Source organism: Petrotoga sp. DB-2 (genome assembly GCF_054051725.1).
Genome location: NZ_JBSVZD010000041.1, coordinates 1 through 12502 on the forward strand (window position 1 = coordinate 1; position 12502 = coordinate 12502).

Consider the following 12502-nt stretch of genomic DNA (forward strand, 5'->3'; position numbering starts at 1 on the left):
AATAATAAAAAAGATCAAAAGACAGATTTTTAATACCATTTTTTAAGTTTCATAACTATACATATTATACGAGGGGGTTATGAGTATGAAGAAAAAGTGGTTAGTAGTTATGTTAGTAAGTTTTTTAAGTGTTTTTGTACTTTTTGGATGTTTACCGACTCAGTCGGAAGAAGAACCCGAAGAATCACCAGAAGAGCAGCCAGTAGAACCAGTGGAACCAGTCATGTTAAAAGCGTATCTTCCTGAATCAACGCCAGCGACCGCTACTATTTATTTGATGGGAAGTTACAACGTGGATAGTAACAACAACTGGATTTTTACTGATGCAGCAACATCTGAAGTAAAAACAGAAGGTGAGCAAATGTATGCAGAATTCGATATTTCAAATTTGTTCGACTATGCTGATTATCCAGTATTTTATAAGTACACCTACGATGCTACTTGGACTTGTGTAGAAACAGATGCAAGTGGAGGTGACATCCTCAATAGAAGATTGGACGTAGCTCCTGAAAGTGATGTTGTGGAGGTCGTTCTTAATTGGAAAGGGATGGATCCCATCGATTATACTGATTTGCAACAAGAGGTAACAGTTAATTTCGTTGTACATGTACCAGAAGGAACTGAAAGCGATGTAATATATATGAAAGGGTTGAATGGAGACTGGGATAACTCATTAATTTTGAACAAAGATGCTGATACTGGGTATTATACAACCGAGGCAACAACTACCTCTTATACCATACAAGAATATAAGTTCACACTATCTGAGGATTGGACTATTCCTGAAGGAGATGCCAATGGTGGACCTCTTTATGACAATAGAATAATTATTTTAACCGATGATGTGACAATTGAAAATGTTATAGAGAGTTGGGAAAATTAAAAAAGCATTAAAAAACCAAGAAGAAAGTCCTTCGGGGCTTTCTTCTTTCAATAACGGAGGTGAATTTTTTGAAAAAGAAAATTTTCTATGTACTTGTGGGCGTTCTCGTTATATTTACCTTATCTGGTTGTATGATGAACTTACTCGATATTACTCTTGATCCAGGGATTTATTTGGGTTACCCCAAAAATAACAATATACCCACTACGAGCGATCTTTTAGTCTACGATGAAAGTTTGGAGCTTTATACAATCACCATACCCACTTCAGATCTCACATATACAGAAATAGATGAAGGAGGGACGATATTTGAATTAAGCTATTACAAGATCTTCTACGTTAAAAGTGATGGCAGTAATATAGCGTCTGCTTCGATACCTATTTGGAAAGACGTAGTAGAAAATAATAATTTGGAGCAAATAACCATTTACTTAGATAAAGCAAAGATGGAAGAAGGTAAAGTCGTAGGTGCTGGAGATGATACCAAATTATTGCAAGATTGGTATTTTGCAGGAAACTGGGGAGCAAAAACTTGGGATGAGGATGCTATAAAGTTTGAAAGGCAAGGAGATGTTTTAGTAGCAAAAATCAACAAAGAGTTCAATGCGAATGATACAATTGCATACAAGATAAAGCCGACTCCAGGTTGGCAACCTTGGCATATGATATTCAACGGAGAAGTTTATTCTGATCAGTCTGACGATGCAGTTTATACTTTAAAAAGCGATACCGACGAACTTACCGTTAAATTTTATCCTAGGATAAGTTACATAGAGTTTGAAGAAAAGTGAGGTGAATTTGGTGAGAATTAAAAAAACTCCATTAATTTTTTTGATGATTGTAATCACAACCGTTTTCTTTGGAAGTGTCAATCTCAATGGGAGCGTCGAATTAAATTTAAATTATGATTACTCAGATGAAGAGGAAGCCTCGTTCTATGATAATTTCAACAAAGCAGATCTTTATTTTAAATTCTTTGGTGAAGGTTTACGCGGTGAATTCAATTTAAACAAGGATTCAAGCGATCAGTTGTGGGTTTCTTCTTCTGAATTTACCTATGAATTAGAGAACTTAGATCTCACTACTTATTGGAACAGAAAAAGTGTTTCAACGGATGATTGGTTGAAAATAATCAACAATGAAAAGGTTGGATCCGTGAATGGTCTAAAGATGTATGCTGATTTAGATAGCTTTGGTAATCTGGATTTCTATGCGGTGGATAAAAGTGGGTATCTTTTCAATTTGTTGCATTATAGACTTCCCGGGTTTGGCGGAATAAATTCTAGCGTTTTATATTTGAAAGATTACAAAAACGAATCATCTGATTATAATGAGATGATGGGATTTGATTTCGATGTTGGAACTTTTGAAGGGTTAAAACCTTACGGAGAAGTCATTCTTTCTTATCAGCAAGATGTAGAAACCGCTTCATATAATATAGAAGATAATTATCTTTTGTTTGGTGGGGTAAGGGGAGAATTAGGTGAATTCGAGTATAATTTCAATACCACATACATTTCAGATGATTTTTATAGAGAATATTCTCCAGATAGTTTGATGGAAAACATTTATTTGGAAGGTTCTTACAGCGATATAAGAGTGACAAATAAATTGGAGTTAGATTTTGGCACCGATATTTATATAGATAGGCTTAGAACCAATTTATACATCGATAATTTAGAGTTGTATGTATCAGGAGATTTCGATGGTACCTTCTCCGATTTCGTGATGGATGGATCAGAGATGTCAATTACCTATAGTCAAGATCTTTCTATCCCGTTTTTAACTTCCTACAAAGCATCAGTTTACAAAAGAGGATGGGAAGATGATTGGAGCGATATCACCTCTTACAAACCTTTTAGACTGTATTTAGAAGGAAGTTATGACATTTTTGATTTTAAAGGTAATATTAAATATGCTTTTGGTAATCCCGTTTCAGAAGAATCTTTTCAATCGTTGGGAGAACTTTATTACGTAGATATTTCAAGGAACTTTGATCAATTTTCAGCTATGGCAAAAGTTCAGTATATACAAGGGATCATCGAGAAATATTTCACTGCCTACGGCGAGATCACCTACTATGTGCCAAAAGGTAATGTCAAATTTTATATAGGCAATGGCGACTTTGACAATGTTTTATCGTTTAAAAAACAAATAGGTGTTACTACTACTTTCAATTTTTAAAAAATAGGGAAAATATGGAGGTGGAAAGATGAAAAAAATAGTTTTTGTTCTTTTATTTTCTTTGTTGGTAGTGGTTTCTTTCTCTAAGGTGTATGTTGAGGATGGCAAAGTAATTTTTGAATATGAAAATGAAACCGCTGATACAGTATTTTTAGCAGGGTCTTTCAATAACTGGAGTACGACCGCTTGGGAAATGGAATACAGTGATGGAGTTTGGATTTATGTAGCAGATGATTTACAACCGGGTGTTTATGAATACAAATACGTAGTAAATGGCACGGATTGGTACGAAGATCCGGAATCTCCTGACTATATTCCAGACCCATATGGAGGAAGGAACTCTTCCTTTGAGTTGGTTTTAGTGGATGGAGAGTTGCAAATCGCTGCTCCTGCGGTTGAAGCAGCAGCAGAGAGTGCGTCCATTCTTTCGGGAGAATATGAGTTTAATTTAAAAGCCAAACTAGAGAAAGAGACAGGGTTTTTTAGCGATCCAGTTGTTTCTAATGAGGTTATATTGGGTATAAATCCAGATGTTGAAAATGCCGATTTAGAATTAAAAATAGGAGCTTCATCTTCTAACTACCAGTTTAAGTTTTATGGTATGAAAGCGTTATGGATACAAGATATGTATTCTTTGGGTGCATTTTATAAGACGGAAGTAAATTCAAAATATAATTTTGATTATGAAAATCCAGAAGAGAGTTTTGCCGGTTTTGCTATTTTCTTAAATTGGAACAATTTTGATTTAGGATTAGATCTATTTTCTCAAAACGATGAGCTTAAATCGGGAATCTTTGGTTCTTATTCCACTGACAAGTACGCTCTAAGTGCTTTGTTCGATACCTTGGATGCAACTTCTTTGGTTGTTAGGGCTGATGCATTCGGTTTATACGCTGAAGTCGATCTCGAAGATTTTGAATTCGATAACGTGTCAGTAGGTTACGAGAAAGAAGATACTCTTTCTGTTAGGTTGAAATATTCAAATTCAAATAATGACATAACTACTGAAGCCACAGCAAATTATCGAAGTTTTGATTTAGACGCAGCTGTTTATTATGAAATGGAAGACAGCAATTTTTATGCTCTTAAGGTTGGTGGTGGTTACGAGTTCTTAGAATCTTTTAGAATTGGTGGAAATGTTTACTACAACGCAAATGAGAAGTGTGGATACGACGTTAACTTCAAAGCAACAAATGAAGAAATGCCAGTCAAGTTAATGCTATTATTTGGTAATATAATAGACACAACAGATTTAGCAACTTTTGATGAGGATAAGTACCTTTCGATATCAATGGTTGCAGAATTTTAGCTAATCTCTCCCTTCTACATATACAAAAAGAGATCTTTGTTTTTGATAATTATCAATTCAATAGGGACTGTCAAACAGTCCCTATATTTTTATAAAAAAATAAGTATTCTTAACTTTTATTTTTGCAGCAGGAAATTTTTCTTCTGCTATCTTGGGGTTGTCTAGGATTTCATCTATTACTTTCTCTTTCCCTTTGTATGAACTTAGAAAAAGGATATTTCTTGCGTTGTTCAGCAATTTGTACGTGGCGGTAATTCTCGGTACTTTTGGTGTTCCAGATGGTGGTGTGGCAGTGAATAACTTTGTATTTTCTTCTAAAGTGTCACTTGAAGGGAACAAAGATGCTGTGTGGCCATCTTCTCCTATTCCTAGTAGTATTAAATCAAAAACGGGATTTTGTGTTCCAAAAAAGTTGATTATTTCTTTTTCGTACTCTTGTGATGCTTTTTCTATAGGTAGTTCTGTTTTTATCCTATGTACATTATTTGTAGGAATATTAATCTTGCTTATTAGAAAATCGTATGCCCATTTGAAATTACTTTCTTCACTTTTTTGATCGACGTATCTTTCGTCTCCCCAAAAAATGTGGACTTTCTCCCAATTTATTTTATTTTTGTACTCTGATGCCAATTTTTCATAAACAGGAAGTGGTGTTCTTCCGCCTGAGAGCATTAAGGTGAATAATTTATTTTCTTCTATGCTTTTTTTATATAGTTTATAAATTAGGTTTGCGGTCTCTTTGTGGAACTTTTGGGGATCTTCAAAAAACTTTGCTTGCATATAAATCCTCACTTTCAAAGTCTAAGTTTCGCCAACTTCTATTATCTTTTGCTAATAACTCAAAAGATTCTTTTGGTCCCTAGGTACCAGCTTTGTATAATCTCAGCCCATTATGTTTTTCTTCTTCCCATTTTTCTAAAACAGGGGTGAAGATTTTCCAAGAAATTTCCATAGCGTCACTTCTTACAAAAAGTGTTTGATCACCCAACATGGCGTCCAAAAGGAGCCTTTCATATGCATCAGGACCTTTGAATTTGAAGAATTCGTCATAATTGAAATCCATTGTTAATGTATTTAAACAAAGCTTGGAACCGGGTTGTTTGGCTTGGATCTTCAGTGAAAACCCTTCGTCTGGTTGTATATTTAGAATGAGAGCATTTTTTTCTAAGGTTATATCATTTTTAGCAAATATTGAATGGGGAACGTCTTTAAAGATTATGGCGATTTCTGTAACTTTTCTTTTCAACCTTTTTCCTGCCCTTAAATAGAAAGGCACCCCACTCCATCTCCAATTATCAATTAAAAATTTAGCCGCTACAAATGTTTCTACAAAGGAGTTTGGATTAACATTCTTTTCTTCTGTATAAGCGGGAACTTCTTTACCATTTATCACTCCATCAATGTATTGACCTCTTACAAAGTATTCGTCTATCTTGTCTTTTTCAAAAGGCCTTATAGTCTTCAATAGTTTCGTTTTTTCGTCTCTAACACTTGTATCTTCAAGGGAAGCTGGTGGTTCCATAGCTACCAGAGTCAAAAGTTGCATCATATGGTTTTGAAACATGTCTCTTAATAAGCCAGCTTGTTCAAAATAACCCGCCCTGTGTTCAACACCTAATGTTTCAGCTACGGTTATCTGAACGTTATCTATGTATTTATAATTCCAAATAGGTTCAAAGACAATGTTTGCAAATCTAAGCATCATTATATTTTGAACGGTCTCTTTACCAAGATAATGGTCAATTCTGTATATTTGGGATTCATTTAGATACTTATGAAGCTCTTCGTCTAATTCTTTTGATGTGTTAAAATTACTGCCAAAGGGTTTTTCTATAATTATTCTTGAATAAGAATTTTCGCTTTCTTTGGTCAAATTAAATTTTCCCAAACGTTTAATTATTTCTAAATAGACATTTGGCGGTGTGGAAAGATAAAAAAGATGATTTCCGTGTGTCTCAAAGATTTTATCCAAATAATTTAATTTATTTTTTAATTCCACATAAAGGGCATCATCGTCATAGAAACCAGAAGTATAAAAAACCTTTTCAACAAACCTTGAAATTATATAGCTATCCTCGTTTTCTTGCAATAATCTATTTTTGATTTCTTGACGGTATTCCTCATCAGTGAATTTAGATCTTGCTATTCCCAGTAAGAAAAATTCGTTAGGCAATAGGTTCTTTTTGAACAAAGTATATATAGAAGGGATCAATTTTCTAAAAGTCAAATCTCCGGAGGCTCCAAATATAATTAAAGAAGAAGCTCCAGGTTTTATTTCTTCACAAATATTTTTTCTTGAAAGATGCTTTGTTATTTGTTCCATGTACTAATGTCCACCTCTTTGTTTAGAATATTTTATTGTCCTTAAAAACACTAAAAACTACTTTAATTAGTTAAATCTAGTCTGCTTTAGCGCCCCTTCGCCCCGCTCCCCACCCACAGTTAGCCCACAGTGTTTATAGAATATTTTATAAATTAATTGTTATTTGTATTATAACACGACAAAAAAGATAGCAATTTACAGAATGATGAATTATTTTAACTTACCATTTTGTGTTTTATCAGATAAAGATCTGTTAACATAACTGTGGTAACGATGATAAAAGTAGTATAATATCCCATAGTTTGAATGAATAATCCACCGATTGTGGGCATAATTACTGTCATGAAATTCAAAGTACCTCTTACTCCTAAATAAATAGATCTCTCCTCTTCAGGAGCTATCTCCAAAAAGTATGGGTCGAAACCTACCCTTCTTCCGCTAATAACAAAACCTACTAGAAAAAAGACGGTAGAATATAAATTAGGTCCAAAGAAAGATAATACGATAGCAACTATTGGTATAATGGCTCCCAAAAATATACACGTGGAAACAACTGTTTTAGAGGAATATTTTTTGAAAATATATCCCCAAAAAATGTTGGAAAAAATAGTGCCTATTATTTGAAAAAGCAAATAGCGTCCGACATAACTTTCAGAAATTAAAAAAATATCTTTAGCAAAAACTATGTAAAAAGGCAAAATCATTAAGCTGAAACTTGACAAATTCTCCACGATTATAAAATGTAAAAAATGTTCGTCTTTTTTTAAAAGAACAGGGATTTTTTTGATAAAGGTTTTTAGAGGTTCTTTTTGTTGATTGGTAACTTTTGCTTGGGGTTCCTTTATAAACCAAAAAGCCAAGGCAGCGATAAATAAACCAGCAGATCCTATTGAAAAAGAAAGAGTGTAATTTAAGGGATATTCGATATAACCTGGACTAAAAATTTTTGCAATTATTAATCCACCTAAAAGAGCTGCAATACTACCAAAAAATTGTTTGTAAGTATAAACCTTACCACGTTCTTCTTTTTTAAAAATTTTACCGATGATGTCTGTATACGCAAGTCCTGCAAAGCCACCACTTATCGAAAAAAGGAATATCCAAAAAAATAAACTAATTATTACTATCAAAGGACTCCTTTGCGCAAAGTAATAAGTGAACAGTGCCATTCCTAAAAAAGAAATACTCCTCAAATAGATGCCTAGCATTAGAAATTTCCTCTTATATTGATAATATTGCATAAAATAACCAAATATTGCGTTGAAAAATAATGGAGCTCCCAACAGGATAGAGTACAGTACACCAAAAATAATTTTATTATCGGTTAATTCCGTAATTAGAGCAGGAAAAACTGTGTTAAAGTCTATCATAGACATAGTCAAAGACAAGAAAAATCCATGCCAAATAAAAACAAATAAACTTAAGTTGAACCTTTGTGAAAAACTTTTTTTCATAGATTTTATCCTCCATATACAATTTGTAAAGTGAGCGCCAGTTAGCCTTAAGCATAAAATAGGCGGGTTCATGTGCTATAATATATTTTGAAGAAAAAAGAGGCAAAAATGTCCTCATTTATTCAATTATACCAAACTTAGAACGACAAAAAATAAGAGCAATTTAGTAAGTTAACCTTAAAATAAAACGTAAAAATTCAAAGGAGGAAGGAATTATGAATGGTTCTATAAAAATTAGCGACAGTATTTACTATGTTGGGGTAAACGATAGAGATACGCAGCTTTTTGAAAGCTTATGGCCTCTTGATAGAGGGGTTAGCTATAATTCTTATTTAATCTTAGATGAAAAAACAGCTTTAATCGATGGGGTTAAAGAATCGAAGGTAACTGAATTTTTTGATAAAATCAAGAATCTTTTAAACGGTAAGCCTCTTGATTATTTAATCATCAACCACATGGAGCCTGATCATTCTGGGACTATTCCAGAACTTTTGCAAAAATTTCCTAATTTAAAAATTGTTGGTAATAGAACCACTTTTCAATTTATAGAAAACCTCTATAAGGTTGAAGATAATTTTCATGAGATAAAGGATGGTGAATCTCTGAACTTAGGAAAGCATAATCTGAAGTTTTACTTAACTCCGATGGTTCATTGGCCAGAAACGATGATGACCTACGATGAAACGGATAAAATTTTGTTTTCTGGTGATGCCTTTGGGGGTTTTGGGACCTTAGACGGGGGAATATTCGATGATGAAGTAAAGGTGGATGTCTTCGAAGATGAAATCAGAAGATATTTTTCTAATATAGTTGGAAAGTACTCTCCTATGGTACAAAGGGCATTAAAAAAATTGAATGAGGCTAATATAGATATAAAAATAATCGCTTCTACCCATGGACCAATTTGGAGGAAGAATCCTGAGAGAATTTACTCTTTGTACGATAAATGGAGTAAATATGAGACCGAAGAAGGGGTTGTAATAGCTTACGGATCGATGTATGGAAATACAGAAGAGATGGCTGACTATGTTGCAAGGAAATTGGCTGAAGAAGGTATTAAAGAGATCAAAATAATGGATGTATCAAAAACCCATATTTCTTATATAATTAACGAGATTTGGAGATACAAGGGAGTAATCTTTGGAAGCTCAACATATAACCAAGGTCTTTTCCCATACATGGAATCATTGGTTCAATGGCTATCCCATACCAATATAAAAAATCATGTTTTAGGTATCTTTGGTACTTATGGTTGGAGCGGTGGGGGAGTTTCGACACTGGTTAAGTACAATGAGCAAATGAAATGGCCGCTTGTTGCTGAGCCGATAGAAGCAAGATTATCTGCTAAAGAAGAAGATTTTAAGAAATTAGCTGAATTGGCAAAAGCGATGGCAAAAGAGGTAAAATTAGCTTGACTTTCAAAAAATAATATGATAATATTAGTTAAATTAATAAGTTTTGATTCCTTATCGAGAGAGGCGGAGGGACTGGCCCGAAGAAGCCCGGCAACCTGCATAATTTAACAAAATTATGCAATGGTGCCAAATCCTGCAGAGTAATTCTGGGAGATAAGGAGAGGATAAAAGTTGTAAAAATACACCTCTTCCATTCTACCGGAAGAGGTTTTTTATATATAAAGTTCTAATTAGAGAAAGTTTTTAAAGAATAAGATTTTGATTTTAAAAGGGTTACGGGGTGAAAGGGAACAGGGAACTAAAATATATTTTACGAGGGAGGGATTTAGTATGAAAAAAAGTAAGAGTGTGGTAAAGGTTTTGGCTTCATTATTTGTTTTTTTAACATTGCTTTTCGTTGAAGGATATGCTTTGTTTGGTTTTGGTGGTAATACTTTCAAAGTTGGAGCTACTCCAGTTCCCCACGCCGAGATTTTAGAGTTTGTAAAAGATGATTTCAAAGAAAAAACGGGTGTCGAACTTGAGATAGTAATTTTTACAGATTATGTTCAACCTAACTTGGCTTTGGAAGATGGTTCTATAGATGCAAATTATTTTCAACATGAACCATATTTAGAAACTTTTAAAAGGGAACGTAATCTGCCAGACTTAGTATCTGCTGCTAAGATCCATGTTGAACCTATGGGATTTTATTTGAAAAAAGATTTAAAAGACCTCAAAAATGGCGATTTAATCATAATTCCTAACGATGTTACCAACGAAGGTAGATCTTTGTTACTTCTTCAAGAGCACGGTATAATTAAGCTTAGGGAGAGAGAAGATCCGTTAGTGGCAACAATCAAAGATATCGTTGAAAATCCATATGGTTTAGAATTCAAAGAACTTGAAGCACCATATTTGCCAAGAACTTATAAAGAAGATAAAAATGTTGTTGGGGCAGTTATTAACACAAATTATTCTATAGAAGCTGGGTTAAATCCATTGGAAGATGCGGTATTTTACGAAGGATCCGAATCTCCATATGCCAACATAATAGCGGTGAAGGAAAGTCGTGTCGACGATGAACTAGTAAAAGCTTTGGTTGAAGTACTAACAACAGATAAGGTGAGAGAATTTATTTTAGAGAAGTACAATGGTGCCGTAGTACCAGTATTTTGAGCAATCATAAAATAATGCAAAAGGAGAAACGCAGTTGTTAAAAATACAAAATCTTAATCTCGTATATGATAACAAAAATCATGTCTTAAAAAACGTAAATTTTTCAGTAGAAGATGGAGAAATTTTGGGGATTATAGGGTTATCTGGAGCGGGAAAAACCTCTCTTTTGAGAACGTTGAACCTGCTCCAAGCTCCTACTTCCGGGGAGATTTTCTTGGATAAAGTAGATATAACGAAATTAAATACAGATCAGTTGAGAAACGTAAGAAAAAAGATTAGTATTGTATTTCAACATTTCAACTTGTTAAGTTCTAGAACGGTATTCGAAAATGTATCTCTTCCCCTTGAAATTGAAAAGGTACCTAAAAAGGAAATAGAAGTTCGTGTTAATAAAATATTGGAAGATGTGAATCTTCTTCATAAAAAGGATTCTTATCCTTCACAGTTATCGGGAGGAGAGAAGCAAAGAACAGCTATAGCAAGAGCATTGATAAATAATCCTGATATTGTTTTGTTTGATGAACCCACATCATCTTTAGATCCAAGTACAACACAGAGAATCTTAGATCTCATATTGGAAATCAATAAGAGTATGAAAAAGTCAATTTTGATTGTTACTCATGAAATGGACGTGATCAAAAAGATTTGTGATAAGGTCGTTTATTTAAAAAATGGAACGGTTGATTTTTTTGGTAAAGTCCACGAATTTTTTATTGAAAAAGAAAATGAACTGAATAAAGAATTTTATCAAGAAATAAACATAGATTGGGAAAGGGTAAAAGAAGTGGTTAAAGGAGAAAATCATAGGTTGATAAAGATAGTTTTTTGGGGAGAAAAGACACATGAACCTATCTTACATAATATCACTAAAAAATATGACATCACATTGAATATGCTTTACGGTAAGATAGAACATTTGAAAGACAATCCCTATGGGACATTAATAGTTGAGGTTATTTCTGATCATAAGGAAATGGAAAAGTTTTTAGAAGAGCTCTCTGCCAATGTTTACAAAGTTGAGGTGTTGAAATAAATGATCCAAGATCTATTTATAGCTACTCTTGAAACGCTATACATGACTTTTGTTTCTGGTTTTATAGCTATTCTGTTAGGTATTCCTTTGGGTATAGCACTCTACATGTTGTCTAAGAGTGATAAGAAAGCTGCAAAAACCTGGTATACCGTTTTAGATTGGATTGTCAATATATTTAGATCAATACCTTTTATCATCCTTATTATTTTGATAATCCCTTTAACTAGATTATTAACAGGAACAATAATTGGTTCAACTGCGGCGATTGTTCCGCTATCCATAGCAGCGATTCCATTTATGGCAAGATTGGCTGAAACTTCTTTTAACAATCTTTCACAAGGATTACTAGACACGTCAGTATCTATGGGTATGACCAACAGACAGTTTATATTTAAAGTATTACTACCTGAAACTGCGCCAGAGATGGTTTCAAATATTACTTTGTTGATTATAAACTTAATAACTTACACAGCTATAGCAGGCGCCGTGGGAGCAGGAGGCCTTGGTGCAATGGCGATAAATTACGGATATCAAAGGTTTAGAATGGATGTTCTTCTATACGACGTGGCTATATTAATCTTCTTAACTCAGATAATCCAATTTGTTGGGTCAAGGTTGTCGAACTCTTTGAGAAAATAAAAAGCCAGGAGATTCCTGGCTTTTAATGTGGTGCGCCCAGCATGCGCAGTAGCTAAGCGGTGAAAGTCCGCTGTGGGCCAGGTAGCGGGAACCACTAGTCGAAG

General features: G+C 33.9%; 11 protein-coding genes and 1 riboswitch. Of the genes, 8 read left to right on the plus strand and 3 right to left on the minus strand.

What is annotated here, in order from left to right; translation table 11 throughout:
• Positions 1-85: 85 nt before the first annotated feature.
• The 4 genes from ACW9JY_RS09820 to ACW9JY_RS09835 all read left to right on the plus strand — a co-directional run bounded on the left by ACW9JY_RS09820 (position 86) and on the right by ACW9JY_RS09835 (position 4376).
• Positions 86-883, plus strand: a complete 798-nt coding sequence (locus ACW9JY_RS09820) for a hypothetical protein (protein WP_457284237.1) — start codon at positions 86-88, stop codon at positions 881-883.
• A 68-nt stretch (positions 884-951) separates the two neighbouring features.
• Positions 952-1674 carry a hypothetical protein gene (locus tag ACW9JY_RS09825; RefSeq protein WP_457284238.1) on the plus strand — a complete coding sequence of 241 codons (723 nt, stop codon included), beginning with the start codon at positions 952-954 and terminating at the stop codon, positions 1672-1674.
• A 10-nt stretch (positions 1675-1684) separates the two neighbouring features.
• Positions 1685-3067: a hypothetical protein gene (locus ACW9JY_RS09830; protein WP_457284239.1), complete on the plus strand. Its 1383-nt coding sequence runs from the start codon at positions 1685-1687 to the stop codon at positions 3065-3067.
• Positions 3068-3095: 28 nt separating this feature from the next.
• Entirely contained in the window at positions 3096-4376 is a 1281-nt protein-coding gene (locus ACW9JY_RS09835; protein WP_457284240.1) for a glycogen-binding domain-containing protein, read from the plus strand.
• An 81-nt stretch (positions 4377-4457) separates the two neighbouring features.
• On the opposite strand, the gene pgl is transcribed toward ACW9JY_RS09835, so the two are convergent.
• From pgl to ACW9JY_RS09850, 3 genes are all read right to left on the minus strand, one after another.
• Positions 4458-5156, minus strand: coding sequence for a 6-phosphogluconolactonase (gene pgl / locus ACW9JY_RS09840; RefSeq protein WP_457284241.1), 699 nt, complete (start codon positions 5154-5156; stop codon positions 4458-4460).
• A gap of 79 nt (positions 5157-5235) precedes the next feature.
• Positions 5236-6699 (minus strand): glucose-6-phosphate dehydrogenase, encoded by a 1464-nt coding sequence (zwf, locus tag ACW9JY_RS09845; RefSeq protein ID WP_457284242.1) that lies wholly within the window; start codon positions 6697-6699, stop codon positions 5236-5238.
• 215 nt (positions 6700-6914) lie between these two features.
• Positions 6915-8153, minus strand: coding sequence for an MFS transporter (locus ACW9JY_RS09850; RefSeq protein ID WP_457284243.1), 1239 nt, complete (start codon positions 8151-8153; stop codon positions 6915-6917).
• Positions 8154-8368: 215 nt separating this feature from the next.
• Between ACW9JY_RS09850 and ACW9JY_RS09855 the strand changes: the two genes are divergently transcribed.
• From ACW9JY_RS09855 to ACW9JY_RS09870, 4 genes are all read left to right on the plus strand, one after another.
• On the plus strand, positions 8369-9568 hold the full coding sequence (locus tag ACW9JY_RS09855; protein WP_103078133.1) for an FprA family A-type flavoprotein: 1200 nt from the start codon (positions 8369-8371) through the stop codon (positions 9566-9568).
• A 48-nt stretch (positions 9569-9616) separates the two neighbouring features.
• Positions 9617-9728: riboswitch (SAM riboswitch) on the plus strand.
• A gap of 170 nt (positions 9729-9898) precedes the next feature.
• The gene (locus ACW9JY_RS09860) at positions 9899-10726 is read left to right on the plus strand and encodes a MetQ/NlpA family ABC transporter substrate-binding protein (protein ID WP_457284244.1); all 828 of its coding nucleotides are present in this window, start codon (positions 9899-9901) and stop codon (positions 10724-10726) included.
• 34 nt (positions 10727-10760) lie between these two features.
• The gene (locus tag ACW9JY_RS09865; RefSeq protein ID WP_457284245.1) at positions 10761-11759 is read left to right on the plus strand and encodes a methionine ABC transporter ATP-binding protein; all 999 of its coding nucleotides are present in this window, start codon (positions 10761-10763) and stop codon (positions 11757-11759) included.
• Complete coding sequence (locus tag ACW9JY_RS09870; RefSeq protein ID WP_457284246.1) at positions 11760-12398, plus strand: methionine ABC transporter permease; 639 nt, start codon at positions 11760-11762, stop codon at positions 12396-12398.
• The last annotated feature ends 104 nt before the right edge of the window (positions 12399-12502 follow it).

Bases quoted from the DNA above. Each gene is read 5' to 3' on its own strand.
- ACW9JY_RS09835 (WP_457284240.1), top strand. From the start codon at position 3,096: ATGAAAAAAATAGTTTTTGTTCTTTTATTTTCTTTGTTGGTAGTGGTT.
- ACW9JY_RS09855 (WP_103078133.1), top strand. From the start codon at position 8,369: ATGAATGGTTCTATAAAAATTAGCGACAGTATTTACTATGTTGGGGTA.
- ACW9JY_RS09820 (WP_457284237.1), top strand. From the start codon at position 86: ATGAAGAAAAAGTGGTTAGTAGTTATGTTAGTAAGTTTTTTAAGTGTT.
- ACW9JY_RS09870 (WP_457284246.1), top strand. From the start codon at position 11,760: ATGATCCAAGATCTATTTATAGCTACTCTTGAAACGCTATACATGACT.
- ACW9JY_RS09860 (WP_457284244.1), top strand. From the start codon at position 9,899: ATGAAAAAAAGTAAGAGTGTGGTAAAGGTTTTGGCTTCATTATTTGTT.
- zwf (WP_457284242.1), bottom strand. From the start codon at position 6,699: ATGGAACAAATAACAAAGCATCTTTCAAGAAAAAATATTTGTGAAGAA.
- ACW9JY_RS09850 (WP_457284243.1), bottom strand. From the start codon at position 8,153: ATGAAAAAAAGTTTTTCACAAAGGTTCAACTTAAGTTTATTTGTTTTT.
- pgl (WP_457284241.1), bottom strand. From the start codon at position 5,156: ATGCAAGCAAAGTTTTTTGAAGATCCCCAAAAGTTCCACAAAGAGACC.